Below are 24,655 nucleotides of genomic sequence, written 5' to 3' on the forward strand. Positions count from 1 at the left end.
TGAGTGAAAACTAACGGTTCTCGAAGCGGTTGTAATCCAACAAGCCAAACTCGATCGGTTGGTCTTGTTGATACCAACGATGAACGCGATCACTGAATGGCCAGAATTCGCTAGAACTGCGTCGTACCGCAAACTTGTCTAACAGCGCCACGTAGTCTTCTTCTGTGTTTAAGTTTTGCAGTGTTTTAACCAGAGTCGGAATCTCGCTCTCGGTTAATGACAGGTAAGCCGCAGGGTAGCTACCGACAACGCCTCGTACGAGGGTTAGGTCATCATTGGCGTAATCGCGGTTACCTTCTTCATTAAACAAGCTAGAAATGTTGCTGTGCGCGTTATTGTGAATCATGGTGAACAGCTGTTCTTCGCCGTTTTCGCCTTCAATCATGATCATCACTAATTGAGGTACATGACGCAGGCCTTCTCCCTTAATCAAGTTCACTTGGTTAAGCAGTGCTTCATTCTTTCTACCAAAACCCGTTTCAACAATCTCAAAGCGATTGTCGAGAACAGGTGCGAGCTTATCTTTGATCATATTAAGCAGTTCACGCTTCGGATCGGCCGTTTTATAAACCACGCTGGTCGGCTGATCAAAAGGAGCTATGTTTCGCTGCAAGTAGTCACTCAGTTGTGCGCTTTGGTTCTGGTACCAGCTAGAGTGTTCAATGTGGCGAACGTCTTTAGGAAGAAGGGTTAAGAAGTTACTCTCACCTTCAAGACGTAAGAAGTCCATGAACATGCGTGTAATCAGTTGGTGGCCAAAGTTACCGTAAACATCGAAGCCTGCAACGAGAAGATAATGAATACGCTCTAGAAGAGCATAATCAAGAATCCACGCAGTCTTAGGTTGCGTGCCAACTAACCCTTGTACAACAGAGGCGCTATCGAAGTGCCTAAAGACGGTGAGAGCAGCATTCGGGTTGATGCCATCGCCATCCCAAATGATGCCAGTGTCTAGGTTTACGCCACTTTCGAACCATTGGTTGGTGAAGTCTGATTTCGCGTTTAGGTATCGCGCTTGTTGCTTCGCGTATCTTACCCAGTTGGTCACAGGTACGGTGTTGCTTTTTAGCTCGCTAGGCAGCTTTAAGTTTTTCTTTTGGCTTGCATAGAAGGCGTTGATTTCCGGAACATCGGCTTTCTCTGGGTCGATGAAGAAAACCCAAAAACGGTCGTTAATTACGTTCAAGGCAAGTTGACCACGACACACAGGTCCTTTGATATAGGCCATGATGGTGTTTTGCGCGTTATCCAACATGAAGTTGAAGCGCGAGTTTACTGGCAGCGCTTCAAATGATGTCATTGGGTTTGCAGAAACATCAATATTGTAACTAGGCAGTTGTTTTACGGTGTAATTGACGTCGACAAACCAGCTATTCCACTTTTGTAGACGCTCTTTATTAAGTGCGAAAGGCATGTGCGTTTTGTCGACGATGGTGCCTTGCTCTGGAATCAGACGATAGTAAACACGGTCCACTTTTGGATCGTCATAAGGGCGGCGAGTCGTGATGCGCTGTACCGCTTCACCTGGTGGTGTTGCAGAGCGAACAACAGTGAAAAAACGCGTTGGTTGAGCTAAATCAGAAAAATAGACGTGAGACAAAAACAGGTGCTCGTAGATATAACGTGCTGAAAGTTGACTCTTATTGTCGCTTTTGTTTAAAAAGCTTTCGTAGACATTAACGAGCTCTTGTTCTGCATCATTCAGCGGAATGTGGTCGTTCATTAACGCGCCATTTTCTAACCAACTCATTAAAGTCGCGTATTCGGTTTTATCTAAGTTCGGCATCCCATAAGGCATCCCCCAAGTTGGGTAATCTCTCTCGTATTGGGCGTACTCTTCAATCGTTGGGCACTGTTGGTCGCGATCGGTCGAAAAGTCGAAACCTTCAAGCTGGGTTTGATCGGGTAGAGGGTGATTCTCTTTCTGGATCAACATACGAGAAACAAGACCAGCATCGAGGTTAGCCGTTGAGTTCTGCATGCGCTCATTGAGGACAGGATGAAAATCCGCATCGCGCCACTCTTGTGTGGTTAACGCATCTTCAAACAAGCGAGTTGGGGCAGATGCCGTTAAGCGGGTGCCTTGATAAACGAGTGCCTTGCTCGCGCCTCGGTCTATACCTTCCACTGAAGACATTTTGAGTTGGCAAGGGGCATCATAACAAGCGTGGCAAACCACGCATCGGTTATCAATGATGGGCTTTACTTCGTCAATGAAGTGCTGTGCTTGAGCCGAAAGAATAGGTGCTTGGCGATCGCGTACTTGTTGTTCACCAAACAGTTCGTCGAAGTTTAAACCCGCGTAGACGGCACAACCTGAGAAGACGCTAACAAAAGCTAAAATGAAGAGTTTTTTCAAATTCATACGTATTAAAATATTAGGCATTTTCTATAATTATATCGAAAATGATTGAAAATGCTCATGTTCTAACAATTTTGTAGACAAGATCTTGATGGGACGAGTAACTTGTCGATGCGCATCACTCGCTTGTGATTCGAAATTGGAGTTTCAAGATAGCTAGATTTAAGCCCCAAGAGCTAAAAGCTAAAAGCCAAAAGCCAACAGTTAAGAGCTAAGACTCACTGATTGACGTAACAAACAGAGAAAGGGACAGACAATCGCTCAAACTCTTTGATCCAGCGCCACTGGTTGTCTTGCAGTTTATCGCCAGGGCCTTTGACTTCAATCCAATGAAATTCATCGCCCTTGAATGCAATCAAATCCGGCATCCCAGTTCTAAATAGCTTTAAATCACTCAATATCACTTTGAAGAGATCGATAACTAAAGCATCTGGAATCGAAGCCAAGCAGTGTTCGATGAGTGCTTTAGGAAAATAATTCCAATGAACAAAGGGGTTCGCGATACCTTGCTTTTCATCGTAAGTATCAAGCAAATGGTTCAGCCCATGTTTGGATATCGTCTGAAACACGGCTTCAACCTGTTCGGCTCGCTTGTCTACGAAATCTGAATGGTACAGATCCAATGGTCGATGTTGGTATCGATTGATAAAGGCGCCTTCAACGTCTGCGAAAATGACATCCCAGAAAGCCAAACCAAACAAGCCACACAGAAAACTGTTTTCAGAAAAGTAGACATCCCAACCTTGGTTCTCAAAATGCTGCTTTACCGCAAGCTCGACTCGCGTTTGGCTGAGGTCTAATTCCAGTTTTAACTCTTTGCAGCTCGGTTTTATGGTTCGTGAAACTTTGTGCCCCTGTTTCCGTAGTAGCCTATCTTCAAGCTTAATGGCGACTTCTAACTCTGACACATCCGATGGATTAGCTTTCATTTGTGTGACAGTGTCACGCATTAAGTCTAGCGTACCTTGCTTATCATAGATGCGCGCAAGTCGCTCTCTGCTCGGAGGAAGTGTAGATTGTCTGAACCAAAAGACAGCTTGGTCGTTTAGGTTTAACCTTTCTAGATCGCGAGCAATATCATTGATCAAACGCGATCGTTTTCTGGCAATGCTTCTGTGTTCTGATTCTTCAGGAATCGCGTTTAAAAGCAGTTCCAGAAAGTCACCGTCTTTGCGACCACCTTCTGAATATAAGCGTTGAATATCGCGCATCTGGAGCAATTGATTGAGTTGATCTCTAGAAGTGAAGAAGCGGCGCTGCTTGCTTAATGGGTAGTTCTCAAAGGTATTGAGCCCAAGGTCGCTTAACACGAACTGGCTTAAGTCTTGATAGGTGTTGGCAAAGAACAGCAATAGTAATACATCGATAACTTGAGATTCGATGACGTAAATACAGTCGAAGGTCAGGTTTTGAAATTGATCGAAAGGTTGTTGATCAAGCAGTAGCAACAGGTCGTCTTTCTTGGCAGTTCTGCGGCTCTTTAGGGCGGGGAATACATTCAACAATTCTGGCTTGGTGAGTAAGTGCAACCCGAGCTGGACCTCATTAATGACGAAGTCATGCTGTTCTTCGGGATGACTCAACCCAATGAAGCCTGAGCTGCTTAGCTCTTGCAGTGCGGTCTTTAGATCTAGAATCTCAACATAGTTGAGTTTATCGCTGCGAAACCAACGGCCTTTACGAGAAAGCAAACGTACCATTAAGCATTGGCTTGAAACGGAAAGACGTTTGTATGCGGACAACCAACGGCATTCATCGTCACTCAGAAGATCGGGGTAGAGCGTTTGAGCGTGTTCAACCAGTCGATTGAAGTTGTCGAGATAATAAGTAGGGGAGAGCTGAACAGTGGTTTCGGTCGTCAATGGAGAAGTCGCTTGATACAAAAAGAGCCTAACCCTAAGGTTAAGCTCTTCAGTAACAAATTCAATCTTTTCTGTTGATTAAGCTTGTGATGCTTTTAGTTCAGCAACTTTAGCTTCAGAGATTGGCTTAGTGATGATTGCTAGAACAATACACACTGCCATCATAACTGCAGAGATTGTGTAAGCTAGGCCGTAACCTTCGCCGTTTGACATTGAGAAGCCAACAACTGCTGCACCGATAGCGCCGCCGATACCCCATGCCGTGTAAAGCACGCCGTAGTTAGTACCGTAGTTTTTCAGACCGTAGAACTCAGCAGTTAGTGTTGGGAATACTGCTAGAAGCGTACCGTAACCAACAGCTGCGATAGCCGTACCAATGATTAGCGTGAATTCAGAGTTGAACGTAGCGAATAGAGCCATGTTCGCGCCTTGAAGGATGAACGCTAGAAGTAGAGTACGTACACCACCGATTTTATCTGCAAGCATACCCGCAGCAACACGGCCGCCTGAGTTGAATACTGCAAGGATAGACGCTAGGTAAACTGCGTTTGGCAGGTTAGCTTGAACGCTAGCAATTGTAGTGATGTTACCGATGATCATTAGACCAACAGATGCAGCGAATGCGTACATGATCCATAGAGAGTAGAACTGAGGAGTCTTCAGCATTACTTTCCAAGTTAGGTCTTCAGTCTTCTTAACCGCTTTAGGAGCTTGGCCTGCTTTTACTTTAGGCTCAGCTGGCGTGTAATCCGCTGGTGGGTTGTTGATTGTTGCTGCTAGAGGTACTGCGATTGCAAGTACACCAACACCAAGAATCATAAAGCTAGTTTGGATACCCATGCTGTCGATTAGCGCAGAAGTTACTGGTGCTAGGTAGATAGCTGCAAGACCGAAGCCTGCTGCGATAAGACCGTTAACCATACCTTTCTTAGAAGAGTGGAACCACTTCATTGCAGATGGAGAAAGACATGCGTAACCGAAGCCGATACCAGCACCTGTCATCACACCGAACGTGATGTTCAGCATCATAGGTGTTGTAGCGAAACCAGAAGCAATCATGCCTAGGCCTGTTAGAGCCGTACCTAGGATAAGGATCTTACGTGGACCCATACGGTCTTGTAGGATGCCCGCAACAAGAAGACAAACAGAGAATGTGATAGTTGCAATAGCGTAAGGTGAAGATGCTTCAGCAGCACTCCAACCAGCTTCAGTTACTAGCGCTTTGTTAAATACACTCCAAGCATACAGGATGCCAAGACAAAGGTTGATACAGAAGCCTGCTAGCAGGATACGTGTTGCTTTATCAATCTTGCTCATTTTTATTCTCAGTTTTGTCATCGGTTAGTGGAGAGCCACTTAACTAAAGACGGGTTATTGTGATTGTTTCTTCAAAATTAGTTTGCGTTTATCAACAGATAGCGCAAAAGAGCGCGGATTATAACCAATAAAAATGTGATTGGAATCTCTTTTTCCATTTTCGGTAAATTAAATTCATTTTGTTAATAAGTTGTTTTTCATTGGTTTTTAAAATGTATTCAACACCTTTCTGTTTTGTTCTTTTTCGCTCTGTTTTCTTATTATTTCAGGGTTTTTGAGGAGATGGTTTTTGAATAGACACGTATTCCGTGCGGATATCACAGAGTTACAAATAATTTTAATTAATTTCTAAGGTTAAATTTGTGTAACAAAATAAATCGAAACAGCGCTTTGTTCATATGAGACAAGGAGTAACGGAGTTTTATTAAAAACAGAATGTTAAGCAATTGTTAAGGATGCTTTTTGTTAGTACTTTTGCTTGCATTTTGTTCGATTGGAGGGGTTGTGTTGTCCGTAAAAAGTGGGAAAATAGTACGCAAACTGAGATTCCAAATTTGAAAGGATGCGTTTCCAACTTATGGTGAGGCGAGTATTATGAAACTGTTTTTAATTTTATTGATGTCAATTTCTGGTGGTGTAGCGGCAGCTGACCATATTCACTCTTTCCTATTCGGCTTCTATGTTGCGGCTCTAGCAGTTGGTAGTTGCTACTGGCTTGCATTCCGCAGTACGCGTTTCCCACAGTTGGCATTAGTGCTGTTGATGTGTGGCTTTTTTGCGAAAATTGCAGTGACTGTTATCGGTGTTTCTTGGGGTATCTCGAACGATATCATTCAATCGCCGTTCATTTTCTCATTGTCATACCTGTTCTTCTTAGTGGTTGTGTCTTACGTTTGGTTTGCATACCGCGATAAATTGACGCTAAAACAACGCGCTAAGAAGGTAGAAGAGTCTCGCAAACAAGCGGCAGCGTAATTCGATTTGATTCTTAAAAAGCCTTCTTCGGAAGGCTTTGTTGATCCTGCCTACCTGAACTCTATTCTTTGGTTATGACGGCAGACAAAAGAAACCCCAGTATGGTGACATACTGGGGTTTCTTGTTATTTATCTATTATCTAGCAGTTACCATCTACCAAAGACTACTCTGAAGGCGTGTTACTTCTTCATCATCTTAGCGAGATCGGCGAACGGGTTGTGTGTCGCTGACTGATGATCATCTAAACTCGCTTTTGCATCCACACCATAACGCTCATGGTCAGTGTATTTTGAATGCTCATGATCGTGACAGTACAGGCACAGTAGCTCCCAGTTGCTGCCATCTTCAGGGTTGTTTGTATGGTCGTGATCCACGTGGTGAACGGTAAGCTCTCGGAGGTTTGAGTAAACAAATTCACGCGCACATTTACCACAAACCCAAGGGTACAGTTTTAGTGCTTTTTCGCGGTAGCCTTTCTCTTGGCGAGCATACGCTGCACTCGAACCTGTGAAATCAGAAGACATTGCCAAATCCTTATCAATTGTAATATCCAGATTTTATCACAGCTTTCTTGAAGCTGTCGGTATGTCGTTCGTAAATCATTGTTAAATGATGCGGGGGATTTTCTGATATTAGACTGAAGTTTGAATACGGACTTATCTTTTACACACACCAACGCTTAAGCGGGTTATGTCTTTCTGGAATAAGCCATGCTTAACAGTTTGAAAATAAATCGTATTCAGGGGTTTTAACCGCAGGCATGTGACCTAATATCAGTTTGTGAGACCCTATATTAATAAGGAAATATCATGTCAGAACAATACACTCCGCCAAAAGTTTGGGTTAACGATACTGCTGGTGGTAACAAGTGGGCAAACATCAATAGTCCTGAATCTGGAGCTCGCTTTGATAAAGAGCTTCCTGTTGGTGACCATGCTTTTCAATTGTATTCTCTTGGCACACCTAACGGTCAAAAAGTCACTATCTTGCTGGAAGAGTTGTTAGCGGCGGGTGTTAAAGAAGCTGAATATGATGCGTACTTGATAAACATCGGTGAGGCTGACCAGTTCTCTTCTGGCTTTGTTGGCGTGAATCCAAATTCTAAAATACCAGCACTTGTCGACAAGTCTGGTGACGAAGACGTTAATGTTTTCGAATCGGCATCTATCTTGATGCATCTAGCAGAAAAATTTGGTCACTTCTTACCAAAAGAAGGGGCAGCAAGAACACAAACCATTAACTGGTTGTTCTGGGCTCAAGGTTCTGCGCCATTCCTAGGTGGTGGTTTTGGTCACTTCTACGCTTACGCGGATGAAAAGCAAGAGTACCCAATTAACCGCTTTGCGATGGAAGCTAAGCGTCAGCTAGATGTGTTAGACAAACAGTTAGCAAATAATGAATTTGTGGCGGGTGACGAGCTAAGCATCGCTGATATCGCGATTTGGCCTTGGTATGGCAACCTTGTGCTAGGCAAAATTTACGATGCAGCCGAATTCCTGCAAGTTGAGTCCTACACCAACGTTGTGCGCTGGGCGAAGCAGCTAGAAGCGCGCGAAGGCTTCCAACGCGGCCGAGTGGTTAATCGTTCATTTGGCGAAGAGTGGGAGCAAGTACCAGAGCGCCATTCTGCAGAAGATATTGACCGAGTTTTAAAGCTTAAGCCTTAGTTTTATTGAACGTGTTTTTGGGCAGATATAACCTATCGCTCTTAACGTTAATGGCTAATTGAAACGCCATATCTCAATCGAGATATGGTGTTTTTTCGTTTTAAGGTAGGGAGAGGTTTTGCAATTGGAATGAGAGTCTCAATTATCTTTTTATTTATCTTATTCAATCGCTTATGAGTAATGGTCTTTGTGGTTAAGACAAAAAACAATAGTCATCGAGATGGAGTAAATCTATAAGATAACGGTCCATTTAAAATTACGACTAACTTCGCTCAATGAAAAAAAATTTAATTGCGTTGGCTATCATATCCGCGGCTCTTTCCGGGTGTAATCACGACTCACTAAGCTATAGTGATGGTCCTGATATGGTTCCTCCAACAGACATTATTCCACCAACGGATATTCCTCCGCCGACAGATATTGTTCCACCAACGGATATCCTTCCGCCGACTGACATTATTCCACCAACAGATATTATTCCCCCAACAACTTACATCGGTTCACTATTGTCGAGCGGGGCGTTTGTTTCTGGAGATGTTTACTGTGACGGTATTCATCTTGAAAACGGAACGTTCAGTGTAAAACAAGGCGTGAGTTTTAGTTGTACCTTGGGTCACCTTACTTTAGGTGGTTTCACGGCTCCTCTCCCTGAAGTCACAGAAAGCACGATTTCAAATGATGCGCTTCATGCGGCATTTGAGTTGACAGAATTACATGGAGACAACGTTACCAAGGTACTCGAATCAATTGATGTTTGTGAGACTGACAGTGCTATCTGTTTAAAAGAGCTGGATGCTTTTGATATTGAGGATGTGTTCTCGCAACTTGATGATCAAGATGCTGTCGATGCGTACTTTTCATCGAAAGAAGAAGAGTCTACCGATGAAGTAGGTAAGGCTCCTAGTTCACACGTAGACACAACTGTTGTTCCTGCGGTTGACCCTAATGCGGACAATAACCTTAACGCTGGTTTTGTTTCTGCAGACGCGGAGTCTACCTATGCTTATAAGCCAAGTGTTGAAGGCAAGGTGTTAACTCGCAGTAAGCTTACAGATGCTAGTGGTACGCCGATTTCTGGGATCAGTTTCTTTTCGGCTAACGCGACGGGCGTGACGGATGAAGAGGGGTTCTTCGAGTACCTGTGGGGCGACAGAATCGTTTTTGGTATTGATACGTTTGAGTTTGGCTCCATTACGGGTAATCAGATTGCTTATAAATTGTCTGATGTGACCAATAATGTGGTTGAGAAAGCAAATATCCAGTCATTACTAGAGCGCTACGCGGTTGATCATGTAAGTTATTATGAGATATCTGAAGAAGTCCAAGATACCTTTTCAAAGTACCCTAACGTTATAAATGAGTTGATCAACCTAACTCTGCCAAATGGGGGGCTGATAGAGGGTACAGACTTCGAACTTCCTAATGAGTTTGTTGGTCAGTTTAGCCAAGGGTTAACGGCAGTCATTGATGGGCAGCTGCGCCAAACGCCTCAGTTTATGGATTATGTTCGTCAACCTGCTGTTTTATCTATGGATTCTGGTCAGTATGTTACAGAGTCTCTGCAGCAAATTTTCCACAACGTCACCACATTCCATGTCTTTAATGACAATGGTAGTTTTTACGGTGCGACAGGGTATACCCGTGGTATGCGAGCTCTGAACATATCGAACAGAGCATTTCCTGTGATGATGCCAAGAACTGATAAAAACCGTGAGCTTTATTTTGGTGAGCAACAGGCTTGGACTCGTGAAGGCAAACCTTACATTGCGGAACATCCCCAAATTGCAATGCAACCCATTCCTTTCGTTTCTGAAGATAACGCCACTTATGGTTTTCCATTCGTTACAGCAGGCGAGATCGGCAAGGGAAAGGTTGTGTTCATGGGGAATGGCTTATATCCAAGTATTCTGTCATGCCCGGAAAACTATTGGGCCAATCGCACATTACATATCGACAGTAACAAACAACTGTGCACAGTTTCGACGTTCGAAAACCTCCAGCATGATGACCACGGCAGCATGAGGTTGTTTTTCTCGAACTTGTTTGAATGGTTCAACAATGGTTCTCCTATTGCGGGGATGAATGCAGTCACCAATATTGACCAAGCTTATTCGGCTTATCACCATTCCACCATGGGTAAGCAGTACACCTTCTTTGTTAGTCCGCAGTATGGCTTTGCATCGGTAGAAAAGCGTGGATCAGGTGAGTTTGATGGATTAGAAGCGACCACTACGCCAATTTTGATTCTTCAGGCATACCCACCTAAGTTGATTCAAGATGGCATGACCAACCAATTCGTTGCTGACTTAGAAAATCCGAACTTAAACCAAGACGATATTACTTCGCTTATTAACTATGTTAATGAAGGTGGCAATATCTTGTTTATGGATGCGATTCAAACGACTAACCCTGAACCTATTGGGCGTTTAGCGGATGCCGCTGGTGTTTCATTAGGTGGTGAGAACGTTACGCCAACGAATCAAGCTTTCTGTGGGAGTTCTTATTACTGCCAAGCGCCATACCCAAATCTTCACGTGAAGAGTGAAAAGGAAATGGTGGTGCTAGAGCGCTTTGAGGATAACCAAGGGAAACCTCCATTCACGGTGAATCAGGATGGTACGGTTGATTGGATCAAAGATGAGTCGAAGATTAAGTTTGAAATTCCAACTTACGAAGTGCAAAAGCTAGACGAAGAAGGCAAAGCTGTTTTTGACGAGTCTGATAAACCAGTCATGGTAACTAAACAAGCACGTATTTTTGTCGAATCTGCTGAGGAGAGAGCTGCGGCCATCAAAGAACTGCAATCTGCATTTGTTGGAACTGATCTTTGTACAAACGATTATGAATATGAATTTAACTGTATTGAGACTCGTTCTGGAGACGGTGTTACTGTTCGTGGTGCTTATCATCGCGCAGACTTTGATCGCTATGAAGTAAGTGAAGCTGTTGTTGGTAGCATGGTTAAAGCGGCGAACTTGGGCACTAACTTTACGGCGCTTTATGACCATGAAATTTACTATAGAACAAAAGGTACTCAAGGTAAGCGCCTGTCTAACAGCGAATTGAATCAAGCGTTTGATAACCTGTCTGTTTGGATGTGGAACGACAACGCATACCGTTTTGAAACAGACGTACAAGATGAGTTGGGATTCAAGAAAGCTGTTCAGTTCCTTAACTGTTATACCGAAGACTTACATCAAACAGACGCAATTGATGTACAGTGTCCTGTTGACCTAAAAGCGTCGTTAGTCGCTAATGGAATGATTCATGGTGAAGGTGAGTTATCGGGGCAGTTGAATCCGAGCTATCCATTAAATTACATGGAGAAACCTCTGACTCGTATCATGTTGGGGCGCTCATTCTGGGATCATGAAATCGTTGTCGATACCACAATGTATCCGGGTCGAACTTCGGGGGCACCTTCGTCAAGTACGGTAATGGTTCAGACCAACGGTAAAGCGGTGACGTATTCGGCAGGAAACAATCAATCGACAGGTCTGTGGGCACCTCAATTACAAGAAGTAACCATTCAAGATGGCGTGGCAGCTACGATTACTGTGATGATGGCGGATGATCTTACAGGTAAGCCGAATCATGAAACCAGTTTGAAGCGCCCTCCGCGTATGCAAACTAACTATGCGTACGACGGTTCGAACTTAACCTTCAAGGTTCCATATGGCGGCCTTATCTACATTCAACCGAAAGAAAAAGAGGCTGGTGAAGTCTCATTCACTATTGATGGCGCCTTAAAAGCGGCTTGGTGGAAAGAGGGAGAGTGGATTAACCCAGTTCAATCGGCAGAGGCGCCTATTGCGGAAATCGATACCGGTTCATTTATTTATACGACCCCAATCAGGAATCTAGAATCCACTGATTTGAACCAATTCGCAACAGATATGAATCGATTCGCTGAAGCTGCAAGTGACTTCTACGGGCGTGATGAGAAACAAAGCACGGGTTTACATCGTAGGTTCACTTATCCAGAACTGAAGGCGTTCCGCCATCGTTTTGTGAATGACGTGCAGATTTCGATTGGTGCGGCTCACTCTGGCTACCCAGTGATGAACTCAAGCTTTAACGCAAATCGGACATACATTCCAACCAACCCTGTGAACGATTGGCTCTTGTGGCATGAGGTGGGTCATAACTTAGCATCAGCTCCTTTCCTAGCGGCTGGTAGTACAGAAGTGACCAATAACCTTCTTGCGTTGTATATGCAGGAGTTAGAGGGTCGCAATGCAAACCCTGAAATGGATCGTATTAAATCGGATATTAAGAAAGCACCTAAATGGCTAGAGCTTAATAATGAACATGCGTGGTCACATGGTGATGCAGGTTTACGATTAGTTATGTTTGGTCAGCTAAAAATCTGGGCAAAATCGAACTTTGCAATTGATGATTGGTATACACGCGGCGCAAGCCAATCTGATGTGTATGGTGAAGATGAAGGCTGGAATATGTTCAAACTTATGCACCGTAAAGCTCGAGGTGATACAGAGGGTGATGCGGTTGAAAACTATTGTAGTGCCAAAGATACTGGGCTAACCGGTGGCGACTTAATGATGGTTTGTAGCTCCTACGTTTCAAACTATGACTTAAGTGATTTCTTTGTTGCTTGGAACGTGGGCGAAACTTCAATGACTAATGCTGATGGCACGAAGTCTTATAGTGGCGGAATTAGCTCTAAAGGTCTTAGTGCGGTTGAACAATTAAAACTAGAGAAACCAAAGAACAGTCCTTTGAATGTTGATTCAATTTACTAACGCTAATTATTGCTAAAGCATTTTATAGCTTAAGAACAAACGCCACACTAAAACTACGTGTGGCGTTTTTGTTGCAATGCTCTAGAAATTTCAGCTAGATCAGTCTTCTACATGATGTTTAATACTTTGGCTGCCATTGGTTGGCTGTCCTTGCTAGAGAAAGCAGGTTAAACTGTTCGCATCATAATTCTAAAGGATGGTGCCATGTACCACGGTCATATCTATTTCCCTCTGCGTTTTGCTGAGCAGGCAGAAACACTGCGTCAGAAAATTTTATCGGAACGTAAAGATGTATTAGAGGTTTTCCCATTAATACAGCGTTTGGTTGGCCCACATAAAATGCCGATGTTTGAGATTCACTTTGCAAACAAAGAGTCGGGTATTGTTGAATGGCTAGAGCAAGAGCGCGGTGATATGTCGGTGCTTATTCACCCTGTGACTGGCGGTGAAGAAACTTTGGATCACACAGTAAGAGCGACATGGCTTGGTCGTGAACTGGGTGTCTTTGAAGAGACGCTAAGTAGCTAATTTAATTCGCGCCCGCCAGTTTGTAGCTAATCAACGTTCTTAACAAACATAGCTGCTGTCGGGTGTATCAAAGCTCATTAATTTTCGAACGATTCCCTTTTTAAATACCTAGCTTCTCCAGCTGTTTCCAAGCAACAAAGATACCGCTACCGACACACCCAATGCGATTAAGATATTAGGTAAGTACAGTCCCCAAATCGCGACACAAACCGCCACGGTTACCACAGCCCACAATAGTGTTTCTAAAATCCAAGTGCCCATAACATAACTCCTAACTTGATTGTGCGACTAGCATAACCAAGCCAAGGTAAACTTTTGGTCACCATCAATTAACCTTTCAGAAAATTGCTACAGCATGACTTTAACGATGAACTCATTGTTGTGAGTTTCATGAGTAAACTGCCAACCTTGGTTCTGACAAACGCGATCGATTAGCTCTAGGCCGATTCCATATGAGGTTTGTTGATCAGAGTCGTTTGCTAGGTTTTCATCTTCCAAACGATTGGTTACCTCAAACTGATGTTCTGTCAGTGTAATTCTGATATCTCCGCTACCACCGTGTTGGAATGCATTTCGGACCAAGTTGGTGAGCACAACCTCGGTTAACTCGCGGGGAAGGGAGTGTTCACCTTGGTCGACCTTGGTGTAGATCTCTACTTCTTTGTTTTTGAGAAGGTAACGTTGGCTTTCGATGATGTTATCGAGCAAAGGTTCTAGCTTGATTTGCTCGTAGTTGGTTTCTATCTCGCTATTGCGGCTCATCCACAGCAGAGTCGTTACCAAGGCTTTCATGCTGGTGGCTGAACGTTGGATTCGTGCTACCGCTCGTTGGCCGCTGTTGGGAATGCTTTCAGACAATCGAACCAGCATATCGCCACTGGCTGAAATGGTGGCAATTGGTGTTCTTAATTCGTGGCTGGCTGCTCTTAAGAAAAAGCTTTCACGCTCGTTGGCTTGACGCTCACCTTGTACGCTCTTAATAAGCTGCGAAGCCAATTTATCGATCTCTTTATACCGAAACTGAGTGAGCCCTCCTGTGTTGTCCACATCTAGAGACTCAGACCATTTTGATAGGATAATAATCGGTTTGGTGACTCGATGTATCAGAAGACGAATGATCAAAAACACCAAGAGTAAAAGGGCACCGATAGCGATGAAGGCATTGTTAATTTGAGCTACAGAATCAGGTGGGTTCAGCTCGAATAGATTCAAGTAGATGGCTTCATCATATTCCGAAATGATGTATAGCGCTTCTTCGCTACCTGATATCGGATGTTTGGCTGCGTAGAGGTACTGGCCTGACTCGCTGTTCGATGAAAGCTCGTAGTGTTCATAAATTGCATCGTTATCAAATGCTTTCCAATCAAAAGCTTGTTGGAATTTAGCGGGCAGTTCCGAATAACTTAGAAAGGCTTGGAACGTTGGGTTTTGGTAGTCTGGCAGTTGCCCTGTTTCGATGTATTGTTGCTCTGCGACTTCCAACTCATATAAGAATCCATATTTTGCCGATTCATTAAGGCCAATATGATAGCTCTGAGACACCATCAAGCTGTAGATGGCTGTGAGTAATACGACGATGCCAAATAAGTAGAGGTAGATGTCACGCTTGATACTGACTCGATTCATGTTCGGGTGCTTCATGATGATTCCTCATGTAAGACAACACCAATGCCATGAACCGTGTGAATTAGCTTTGAGTTAAAGGGTGCATCAACCACTTGGCGAAGCTTAAACAGATGCGCTTTCATGCTATCAGAGCTTGGCATTTCGTCTTCCCATGCTTCTTCAAGCTTGGCTTTGCTCACCACGTTAGGGCTGTTTCGCACTAACATCACGAGCATTCGCCAACATACCGGGGAGAGCTTCAATAGCTTGCCGTCTCTAATGGCTTGGTGCTTGTCTAAGTCCAGCTTGAGGTCTGCCACAGACAACGAAGTTACAGAGCCTTGAGCGCGACGTACTAATGCCATCAACCGTACTTTTAGCTCTTCCATTGCAAAAGGCTTCACTAGATAGTCATCCGAACCTACCTCGAACCCGGCGATTTTGTCTTGTAGCGTGTCTCTCGCAGTCAGCATGAGAATCGGGGTGGTCACGCCTTGCTTCCTAAGAGATTGGCAGACATCGAGCCCGTCCATTTTGGGCATGTTGATGTCCGTTAAGATGATGTCATAACGCCCCTCTAGCGCAAGATTGAGACCCGCACTGCCATTGTAAGCAAAATCGAATTCGAAACCGTCGAGTTCCATATAGTCTGCAATAGCTTCTGCTAAGTCGCTGTCGAGGGCGTTAATGCTCATAAGTGTCCTTACTTTGTTTCTCGTTCTCTTTTCCAAGCCCAGATAGGCGGCTGGATAAGAAGTTGTAATCGGTAGTTCCAATTTGGCGCGTGCCATAGCTGTTGGCACAGTTTAACGTAGCCGTGGAAATATACCTTAAATGGGTTCACAGAGTTGATTCTAGGGAACACGCCGTATCTGACTTCTTCCTCTTCTTTAGCGAAGGTACCGAACATCTTGTCCCAAATAATGAAGATGCCAGCATAGTTCTTATCAAGGTATTGCTTATTGGTCGCATGATGCACTCTGTGGTGTGAAGGCGTATTAAACACGGCTTCAACAGGGCGGGGCAGTCGTTTGACGGTTTCAGTGTGCAGCAGTGTTTGAAACAGTTGAACAAAGGTTTCACACATCAGCACGACAAACGGATTAAAGCCGAGCAGAATTAACGGCAAGTGAAAGAAGAACGGAAAGAACCAATCTAAAGGCCCAAACCTATAAGCAACAGAGATATTAAAGTAAGGCGAGCTATGGTGAACCGAATGGGTTCCCCATGCTAAACCGTTGCTGTGCAAGAACCTGTGTTCCCAGTAATACGCAAGATCGGCCAAGATCAAGCAACCAAGAATTGTCCAACCGGATATTGGCAGTTGAGTTAGGCTGAAATTCTCGTAAGCGTAAACAAACGCGCCCACATAGGCTAACCCGACAAAGAAAACGGTAACCAACAAGAAGAACAAGGTGACTAAGTTGGTCGCGCTGTCACCCAACATGTTCCAGCTGAGCTTTTTCTTAAAGGCATAGCGGATAAGCTCAAAGATAAACAGAGCCAAAGCAAGCAGTAGAAAATTATCATCTACCCAAGTCTCGGTAAGGATGATGCTTGTTTCTGTGAATGTTTGAGAGAGAAAGTTCCCAATGCTATCCAAAGTGAAATCCATAACTTAATCCTTTACTGACCATTCTTATAATAGACGTATAACTCGCTAGAATCTGGCAACCCATGCTGATTCAGTTGATGGTGTTCTATAACCATGTCCACTTCTTTTAATATCGCGATTTCTTCCCAAGCCTGTGCTAATTCTTGTTCAGTATGTTCGCCTTTATTAAGTAGAAGCGTACCTTTGGCTTTGTTTGGAATTTGGATTAAGCGATTGTTTTTGTTTGATGTTGATTGCTGAGTCGGGAAGCCAATGGTGACAGTAGCCGTGCTGAAGTCGGAACTGATGTCCTGATAGATCACGACCACTTTCTGTTGCTGTGCGATCTCCTCATCTTTTGCTTCCAGGCTTTGGTAGAAATCGACCCATAGTTCAGGCACGTCCTCTAAAGGGATAGTCTTGCTCAAACCTCGCAGGTAAGTTGTGTTTGCAGCCGCTAGTGGTTTTACTTCTGATGATTGTTTCTTTGATGACTCAGTTATTGGCTGCGCTGTCGATGCATCCGCAATCGCAGGCTGAATATGTAATAGCCCCCAGACAGCGCCAGTAATGCCGACTGTTGTGAGTAGTGAAGCGAGTAATTTCATGCTCATTCCTTGTGTGTCATTTTTCTTATCAAGGACAGTAAAGGAGTCGAGGTAAACAAAAGGTAACCGTGGAGGATTGTTTTGGTCAGAGAGTATTGGTGATTCATTAAAAAAGGCTCCTCAAATGAGGAGCCTTTGTTTTATCAAGAGTCTCTGTTTGTCATCTAAACAGAGTAGGGGGATTAAGCCTCTGCAGTTGCCTTAGAGTCGCTCATCTTTTTAAGCGCTGCGTAACCAAAGCCTGTTACTGCTGTACCTGCTGCAATCGCCACTAAGTACATAAGAACTGGAGAGATAGCACCAGGAATTAGTAGTACGAACAAGCCGCCGTGTGGAGCCATTAGCTGAGCACCAAACATCATTGATAGAGCGCCAGTTAGTGCGCCACCTGCCATACAAGCTGGGATAACACGCATTGGATCTTTCGCTGCGAATGGGATTGCACCTTCAGAGATGAAACATAGGCCAAGAACGAATGATGCTTTACCCGCTTCACGCTCGCTCGCTTCAAACTTGTCTTTCACTAGGAAAGTCGCAAGGCCCATACCTAGAGCTGGAACCATACCAGCTGCCATGATAGCCGCCATTGGTGCGTAAGTTTGCGAAGCCAATAGACCAACACCAAATGTGTAAGCTGCTTTGTTTACTGGACCACCAAGGTCGAAACACATCATAGCGCCTAGAATCACACCCAGAAGAATCGCGTTAGACGTTCCCATGTTGTTTAGGAAAGTCGTCATTGCGCTCATCACGCTAGAAACAGGGCCACCCACGATGTAAACCATCACAAGACCAGTGAACAAACTCGCGATAAACGGAATGATCAGGATTGGCTTGAGGGCTTCCATGGATTGTGGAAGTTGAACCTTGTCGGCAATGAATTTCGCTGCGTAACCGGCAATGAAACCTGCTGCGATACCACCTAGGAAACCTGCGCCCGTTGAACTAGCCAGCATACCGCCGATTAGACCTGGAGCCAGACCCGGACGGTCAGCAATTGAGAATGCAATGAAACCAGCAAGAACAGGAATCATCAGAGCGAATGCAGAGCCACCACCGATAGTCATCAGTGCAGCGGCCAGCGTGCCTTCTTCTTTAAATGCTTCGATACCGAATACGAAAGAAAGAGCAATGATCAAACCACCTGCAACTACCACTGGAAGCATGTGAGAAACACCCGTCATTAGGTGCTTGTACACGCCTTTCTTCTCGTCAGCAGGTGCTGAATTTGAAGAAGCAGTGTGTTGGTATGGTTTAGCTTCTGCGAATGCTTTTTCCATCTCTTGCTTTGTTTTCTTCAAAGCAGGGCTTGTTGTGGTTTTGTATAGCGCTTTGCCGTTAAAACGATCTAGAGGAACATCGATATCTGCTGCGATGATAACTAGATCAGCGTCTGCGATTTCTTGGTCTGTCAGTTGGTTTTTTGCACCTACAGAGCCGCGAGTTTCTACTTTGATTTGGTGACCTAGGCGTTTGCCTTCAGCTTCAAGCGCTTCAGCGGCCATAAAGGTATGTGCAACACCCGTTGGGCAAGCGGTAATCGCTACGATCTTCTTGCTGCCTGTCGCTGGAGAAGTACCAGTAACTTCCACTGTAGTCTCAACTTGAGAAGCGTCTAATACAGTCGCTTCTGCTACCGCTTTCTCTAGGAATGCTTTTGCATCAGCAGTGCATTCAGAGATAGCCGCTTGGTACACTTTCTTACCGACAAAGCGTGCTTTATCAACGTTTGTGTTGGCTGCGATAACCACAACGTCGCTGCTGTCGATAGCGTCTTGCGATACGGTTGAGTCAGGTAACACGCTTGATTGACATTCAATAGCGGCGTTCCAACCCAGTGCTTTTGTCGCTTGCTCTAACAAGCCTGCTGCGATGATGCTGTTTGCTACGCCACTAGGGCAAGCTGTGATAATGGTAATATTCATAATAAACCTTTTGTCCTATTTGCTTGTGTCTAACTGGCTAGTTGGAGCACTAAGCGACTGTAATTGGATATTTTGTAGTACTGAATCCAGCTCTTGTTGGCTGGTGATGCCCACGCCTACCTGTGAAACTGCTAGAGCAGATAGGGCGGTTGCGAATTTAATAAGTTCTGGTTTTGGCATCTGTTGCATGTGACCCCAACATAGACCAGCAACCAATGTGTCACCTGCGCCTACCGTGCTTACTACTTGCATGCGCGGTGGTTGAGCATGTAACCATTCACCTTGGTTAAGCCACATCACGCCTTCAGCGCCAAGTGATACCACGATGTTCTCGATGCCTTTTTCACTTAGGGCTTGGCCTGCGTGTTGGCATTGGTCACGAGTTGTCAGCTCTGCATTGAACAGCTGAGACAGCTCTTCATCGTTTGGTTTGATCAACCATGGTTGTGCATTGATACCGGCTTTAAGTGCGTCACGGCTGCTATCAAATAGCACCTTCTTACCTAAATCGTGTAACCGTTGCACCCAAGAAGCGCAAAGCTCTGGTGATACGCCTTGTGGCAAGCTGCCTGCAATGACGAAGTAATCGTGCGTTTCAGCAAGTTCTAATAGGGTTTCTTCGAACGCTTTAATCGCGTCAGCATCAACAGGAACACCTGGGAAGTTGATGTCGCTTACTTGGCTTGAGTTCTCAACCAGTTTTACGTTGATACGAGTCGCGCCGTCGACACGGATAAAGCGGTCAGTTGCGCCCATTTGTTCGAACAGTTGGCAGAACGCTTCTTCGTTATTGCGACCAAGGAAACCTGTTACGGTCACTTTCGCGCCAAGCTCTGAAAGTACTTTTGCTACGTTTACGCCTTTGCCCGCTGCGTGCAAAGAGCCTTTGTTTACTAGGCTCACTGAACCAACGTTAAGTGCGTCGATAGCGCCTGTCAGGTCTAGAGCAGGGTTAAGCGTTACGGTAACGGCTTTGATTTGTTTATCAGACATATCGACTCCTTAACCTTCGCCAAGGCCTGAAGCGATAGCTTTGCCAATCGATTCAAGTGCTTGTGCTGCGTCATCACCTTCAGCAACAAACTGAAGTTGGTGGCCGTGTTTAACGCCAAGAGCGATCACTTTCATCAAGCTCTTCGCGTTCACTTCTTTTCCGTCGCCATCTAGGTTTGAAACGCGGATTGTTGATTCGAATTTCTTCGCTTCAGCAACCAGCATTGCACCCGGGCGAGCGTGCAGGCCGTGTGCGTTCTTGATTTTGAATACTGCGCAGTTGTCGTCGTCTTGAGACGCTGTAGAAACCGCTTCACCTTTCAGAAGACCAATCACTTGCGCTGCGTCAGCGGTTAACAATTGTTGCTGTTTACCTTCGAAAACCATCTTACTTAGGTTTGCCAGAATAGATTGGTGCGCGCTGTTACAAGCGGCGAATGCGACCAATGCTTTCACTGGTGTGCCTCCGTATTCACAATGGTTCGCTGTTGAAACGAAAGATACGCCAGTGCGTGTTACGCCTTTATCGCTGCCCAACAACCATAGGCCTTGGCCTAAGTGAGTCGGTGTTTTCGTTACTAGGTCAGCAACGAATGCGTTGTCTGTGCAACCTGTGTTTTTAAGTAGGCCGCCCGCTACAGCAGACATTTGAATCATGTCGCTTGCAGGGAACAGTAGTTGAACCAAAGAAGCGTCTAGGTCGGCTTCTAGCTGAACTTCACCGTTAAGTAGGGCGATGATTTCGTCTTCTGATTTCGCTTGCTTTAATTTCTCTTCAACACCGTCAGCCGCTAGAACTTTGGTCAGTTGCTTAAGAATGCCTAAGTGCTCGTCAGATTTAGCTGCAATACCAATCGCAACGTAAACACGGTTGCCGTCTGCCCAATCAATACCTTCAGGGAAGTGGTGTACCGCAACGCCTGTCTCTTTTACTAGGCCACGAGTATCCGTCGTTCCGTGAGGAATCGCGATGCCGTTACCTAGGAACGTAGAGTTCTGGTTTTCACGGTTCAGCATTCCTTCAACGTAACCAGAGTCAACTAAACCTTTAGCTGTCAGGTCGCCAGCAATGTTTTGGATTGCTTTGAATTTGTCTTCGGCAGTTTGGCCTAGAGTAATGTCAGATTTTGATAATTTAAGCATGGTGCCTCTTTAGCGTATCGCTTGAGAATTTGTGTATCGCTACGATTCAGTCTAGAGCAAGAATTAGTGAACTTTACTCGTTGCTTTGCTCTTTGTTTTACTTTGGCTGAATCGGTTCAGCATTCAGTGTGAAAAAATTCAGCAAAGCCGATTTTGGTTTTCAAAATAGTTTTGCTGCGTGTCGTAATTTCAGTTTCGTTAACAACAAGAAGCTGAATCACGACAAATGACGCTCAATCCATTCAAAAGGATGATTGAAGTCACTTTTCAGATTTTGCTGAATCCTTTCAGCTTTTATACTGAATCGATTCAGCATATAATTCAACTAATCCAAGGATCAGAAGATTGGTTATATGATCCTACGCACAAAATACAGGTCACCCATATGACACTAGATGAGATTGCCAAACTAGCCGGTGTGTCGAAAACCACAGCCAGCTATGTGATTAATGGCAAGGCGCAGAAATACAGAATCAGTGAAAAGACACAGCAGAAAGTAATGGCAGTGGTGGAAGAGTATAACTACCGACCAGACCATGCTGCTTCGTCGCTGCGCGCTGGTAATAGCCGTTCATTTGGTTTGATTATCCCTGATCTGGAAAACAGCAGTTACGCGCGTTTAGCAAAACTGATCGAGCAGAACTCACGTAAAGTGGGCTATCAAATCCTGATTGGTTGCTCAGATGATGACGCTGAAACCGAACGTAAAGTTGCGGAAGCGCTTGTTAGCCGTCGTATCGATGCCTTGCTAGTGGCGAGCTCAATGCCAGACGCCAATGAGTTCTACTTGAAGTTGCAAAACTCAGGCACACCCGTTATTGCGATAGACCGTCCTTTAGATGATGAGCACTTTGCCTGCGTGATCAGTGAAGATTTCGAGGCTGCATTTGAACTGACGCACTCGATTCTTGATGACAGCATTCATAGTGTTGGTTTGATTGGCGCATTGCCTGATCTGAACATTTCACGTGAACGTCAGCTCGGTTTTGAAGCGGCGAATAAAGCACATACTCAACAAACAGGGCTAACCGAAAACAAGCCGATGGTTGTGGGTTATGGTGAACACTTTGATAGAGAATCAGGACGTGAGATTTTTGAGGGCTGGATTGCCAAAGGCACAGTGCCTGATGCAATTGTCACTATGTCTTATACCTTACTAGAAGGTGTGTTGGATGTGATGGTCGAAAAGCCAGAACTGATCAGCCAAGTAAAGCTGGCAACCTTTGGTGATAACCGTTTATTGGATTTCTTACCTTTTAAAGTCCATTCATTGCCACAGCAATTCGAAGTGATTGCAGACAGCGCCTTTGCACTTGCTTTGAACGCGTCAGCTAAACGCTATCAAGCTGGTATTGAGCTAGTGCCAAGAAGCTTAGTGAAGCGAGGCTAACTCGAGCTAAGCAACAACCCCATTTCTACAATGGCAACAATGCCGAGCAACAAGGCCAACACTTTCCAAAACTGGATCGGGTTTCGGTTTATCAAAGGTTGCTTGGCTTTGCTTTTGACCAAGCTTTGGTTTGGTGTGTAAAGGTCTGCCACAAAATTTCCCAACACTTGATGACGTTTGCTTGGCGATTCCGCGCAGGCTTTTTGTAACACCAAATCCACCCAACTCGGTAAGTCCGCTCGTTTCTGAGTGATGGGTTGGTATTCCCATTGATGGTGACGAGATTGCTTAAGCGATTGTGCGGTCATTTCAGAGTAGGGCAATTCACCGGTTAGCATCTCATAGCCAATCACAGCGATAGAGAACAGATCTGAGCTGGTGGTCGCGCTGTTGTGCTTGATGGTCTCGGGTGCAATGTAATTGACCGCGCCTAATGGTGTATCGTCCTTGTCAGTGAGCTCTCCCTCTTCAAGACCTCTCACTAACACCGCACCAAGGTCGATGATTTTCACCTCACCATCACGTTGAATCATGATGTTCTCGGGCTTTAAGTCTCGGTGCACCATGTCTGCACGTTGTAATACTCGAATGCCTTGTGTGATCTTTTCTAGTATGTCGCGCACTTCATTGAGTGATGGTTTTGGGTTGTCGTACATCCATTGTCTTAGCGTGATGCCTTCTACCCATTCGCAGATTTGATATAAGAATTGCGAGTTCTCTGGGGTCGGGTAAACCTTCATGACTCTCTTGTTTTTTAACAGGATCCCCGCCCATTGTTCATTAAAGAAAGCTCTGAGTTGCGAAGGGCTATCGTGATATTGAACGGAAGGGACTTTCAGCACGAACTCGGTTTGTGTCTCTCTCTGCATCACACGATACACATGGCTTCTAGAGCCTGCATACAACACCTCAATCACCATGAAGTTGTCGATACTTTGCCCGAGTTTTAAAGCGGGTGGGATGGCACGTTTAGCCAGCTTTTCATGGAATTCAATCAACGAAGGTTTAGGCAGATGGCTGACTTGCACAATCAAACAGCTCACGTTGTCTGAGCTATTGTGGCTTAAAGCGGTGTTACAGATGGTTTGCGCAGCGTATTCGAAATCTGCTCCGGGTTTGTCGATGTGTTCCTTGAAGGTGTTGGGAGAGACAAACTCGTGCACGCCATCAGATGTCAGGATAAAGCAGTCGTTTTTCTTGAGAGGCAGGGTTTGATAGTCAACGTTGAGTTGGTTATCCATGCCCAAGGCGCGTGTTAGATAATGCTTTTGCCCCATATTTTTACGCGTGTGGTCGCGGGTCAGTTGGCGTAATTCTCCATCTCTGAGTAAGTAGATACGGCTGTCGCCAACGTGGAATATATGTGCGGTGTTCGATTTTAAGATCACGCTGCTGAACGTCGAAACGAGGGCATTGTGGTTCACTTGCTGCGCGGGATGAATATTAGAAACAGACGTGTTGAAGAGCCAAGAATTGAGGGACGTTAAGACCTTTTGCGCCGAACGTTGAATGCTCCAGCTTTGGGGGGTTGCGTAATAGTCGTCGATAAACTGCATCACGCTGGTGTGACTGGCTTTCTGGCCGTGTTCACTACAACTTGCTCCGTCTGCAATGCAGGCAACACTGCCTTTCAACTCTTGCTCTGCGCGAGTTTTAGGGTATTTTACAATGATGGCATCTTGGTTTTCATCACGTACGCCTTGATTCGAATAACCACCAAACTTAAGCGTTAACTGGTTGTTGGATTCTGGCGTGATGACTTGCCCTTGGCTGAACGAAATTGTCATAACTGGTCTTCTTCTTAACTGCTCTTCTTCCCGCTTCCTTGACAGAACATCCTAGGAAGAACAAAAGCCCTAGTGAACATAGAGCCTTTGAACGAAGCACCTAGCATTGATGTATCCGCTAAGGTGCTTCTCCCG

The 24,655-nt window shown here is 44.9% G+C and carries 18 protein-coding genes; 5 read left to right on the plus strand and 13 right to left on the minus strand.

Annotation, left to right across the window (positions count from 1 at the left end; genetic code table 11):
- Positions 1–10 precede the first annotated feature (10 nt).
- The 3 genes from OCV20_RS17655 to OCV20_RS17665 form a co-directional block, all read right to left on the minus strand.
- Positions 11–2,365 carry a fatty acid cis/trans isomerase gene (locus OCV20_RS17655; protein ID WP_086774769.1) on the minus strand — a complete coding sequence of 785 codons (2,355 nt, stop codon included), beginning with the start codon at positions 2,363–2,365 and terminating at the stop codon, positions 11–13.
- A gap of 215 nt (positions 2,366–2,580) precedes the next feature.
- A complete protein-coding gene (locus OCV20_RS17660; protein ID WP_086774770.1) occupies positions 2,581–4,245 on the minus strand; it encodes a VRR-NUC domain-containing protein in 1,665 nt (554 codons plus the stop codon).
- A 57-nt stretch (positions 4,246–4,302) separates the two neighbouring features.
- Positions 4,303–5,541 carry an L-lactate MFS transporter gene (locus OCV20_RS17665; protein WP_048608721.1) on the minus strand — a complete coding sequence of 413 codons (1,239 nt, stop codon included), beginning with the start codon at positions 5,539–5,541 and terminating at the stop codon, positions 4,303–4,305.
- Positions 5,542–6,135: 594 nt separating this feature from the next.
- Here OCV20_RS17665 and OCV20_RS17670 point away from each other — a divergent pair.
- Positions 6,136–6,516, plus strand: a complete 381-nt coding sequence (locus OCV20_RS17670; protein WP_017064770.1) for a hypothetical protein — start codon at positions 6,136–6,138, stop codon at positions 6,514–6,516.
- A gap of 180 nt (positions 6,517–6,696) precedes the next feature.
- Here OCV20_RS17670 and OCV20_RS17675 read toward each other — a convergent pair whose 3' ends face one another.
- Positions 6,697–7,041 carry a YajD family HNH nuclease gene (locus OCV20_RS17675; protein ID WP_017060876.1) on the minus strand — a complete coding sequence of 115 codons (345 nt, stop codon included), beginning with the start codon at positions 7,039–7,041 and terminating at the stop codon, positions 6,697–6,699.
- A 285-nt stretch (positions 7,042–7,326) separates the two neighbouring features.
- Between OCV20_RS17675 and yghU the strand changes: the two genes are divergently transcribed.
- The 3 genes from yghU (at position 7,327) to OCV20_RS17690 (ending at position 13,475) form a co-directional block, all read left to right on the plus strand.
- Positions 7,327–8,184 carry a glutathione-dependent disulfide-bond oxidoreductase gene (gene yghU / locus OCV20_RS17680; protein WP_050633091.1) on the plus strand — a complete coding sequence of 286 codons (858 nt, stop codon included), beginning with the start codon at positions 7,327–7,329 and terminating at the stop codon, positions 8,182–8,184.
- A gap of 275 nt (positions 8,185–8,459) precedes the next feature.
- Entirely contained in the window at positions 8,460–12,947 is a 4,488-nt protein-coding gene (locus tag OCV20_RS17685; RefSeq protein WP_086774771.1) for an SslE/AcfD family lipoprotein zinc metalloprotease, read from the plus strand.
- Between the two features lie 204 nt (positions 12,948–13,151).
- A complete protein-coding gene (locus OCV20_RS17690; protein WP_017082518.1) occupies positions 13,152–13,475 on the plus strand; it encodes a DOPA 4,5-dioxygenase family protein in 324 nt (107 codons plus the stop codon).
- A gap of 108 nt (positions 13,476–13,583) precedes the next feature.
- Here OCV20_RS17690 and OCV20_RS17695 read toward each other — a convergent pair whose 3' ends face one another.
- The 8 genes from OCV20_RS17695 to fruB all read right to left on the minus strand — a co-directional run bounded on the left by OCV20_RS17695 (position 13,584) and on the right by fruB (position 21,343).
- Positions 13,584–13,736: a hypothetical protein gene (locus OCV20_RS17695; protein WP_009844874.1), complete on the minus strand. Its 153-nt coding sequence runs from the start codon at positions 13,734–13,736 to the stop codon at positions 13,584–13,586.
- A gap of 87 nt (positions 13,737–13,823) precedes the next feature.
- Positions 13,824–15,116, minus strand: coding sequence for a sensor histidine kinase (locus OCV20_RS17700; protein WP_086774772.1), 1,293 nt, complete (start codon positions 15,114–15,116; stop codon positions 13,824–13,826).
- A complete protein-coding gene (locus tag OCV20_RS17705; RefSeq protein ID WP_086774773.1) occupies positions 15,113–15,775 on the minus strand; it encodes a response regulator transcription factor in 663 nt (220 codons plus the stop codon). Before OCV20_RS17705 ends, OCV20_RS17700 begins: the two co-directional genes overlap by 4 nt.
- 8 nt (positions 15,776–15,783) lie before the next feature.
- On the minus strand, positions 15,784–16,695 hold the full coding sequence (locus OCV20_RS17710; protein ID WP_050646614.1) for a sterol desaturase family protein: 912 nt from the start codon (positions 16,693–16,695) through the stop codon (positions 15,784–15,786).
- Between the two features lie 11 nt (positions 16,696–16,706).
- Positions 16,707–17,282, minus strand: a complete 576-nt coding sequence (locus tag OCV20_RS17715; protein WP_086774774.1) for a hypothetical protein — start codon at positions 17,280–17,282, stop codon at positions 16,707–16,709.
- Between the two features lie 182 nt (positions 17,283–17,464).
- The gene (gene fruA, locus OCV20_RS17720) at positions 17,465–19,207 is read right to left on the minus strand and encodes a PTS fructose transporter subunit IIBC (protein ID WP_086774775.1); all 1,743 of its coding nucleotides are present in this window, start codon (positions 19,205–19,207) and stop codon (positions 17,465–17,467) included.
- Positions 19,208–19,222: 15 nt separating this feature from the next.
- Positions 19,223–20,200 carry a 1-phosphofructokinase gene (pfkB, locus tag OCV20_RS17725; RefSeq protein WP_050654006.1) on the minus strand — a complete coding sequence of 326 codons (978 nt, stop codon included), beginning with the start codon at positions 20,198–20,200 and terminating at the stop codon, positions 19,223–19,225.
- Between the two features lie 9 nt (positions 20,201–20,209).
- On the minus strand, positions 20,210–21,343 hold the full coding sequence (gene fruB, locus OCV20_RS17730; RefSeq protein WP_086774776.1) for a fused PTS fructose transporter subunit IIA/HPr protein: 1,134 nt from the start codon (positions 21,341–21,343) through the stop codon (positions 20,210–20,212).
- A gap of 385 nt (positions 21,344–21,728) precedes the next feature.
- On the opposite strand from fruB, the gene cra reads away from it, so the two are divergent.
- Positions 21,729–22,733 carry a catabolite repressor/activator gene (gene cra, locus OCV20_RS17735; protein WP_050654049.1) on the plus strand — a complete coding sequence of 335 codons (1,005 nt, stop codon included), beginning with the start codon at positions 21,729–21,731 and terminating at the stop codon, positions 22,731–22,733.
- Here cra and OCV20_RS17740 read toward each other — a convergent pair.
- The gene (locus OCV20_RS17740; protein WP_086774777.1) at positions 22,730–24,520 is read right to left on the minus strand and encodes a bifunctional protein-serine/threonine kinase/phosphatase; all 1,791 of its coding nucleotides are present in this window, start codon (positions 24,518–24,520) and stop codon (positions 22,730–22,732) included. The genes cra and OCV20_RS17740 overlap by 4 nt on opposite strands.
- Positions 24,521–24,655 lie beyond the last annotated feature (135 nt).

Origin of the sequence: Vibrio coralliirubri, assembly GCF_024347375.1 — a bacterium.
GTDB classification, from domain to species: domain Bacteria; phylum Pseudomonadota; class Gammaproteobacteria; order Enterobacterales; family Vibrionaceae; genus Vibrio; species Vibrio coralliirubri.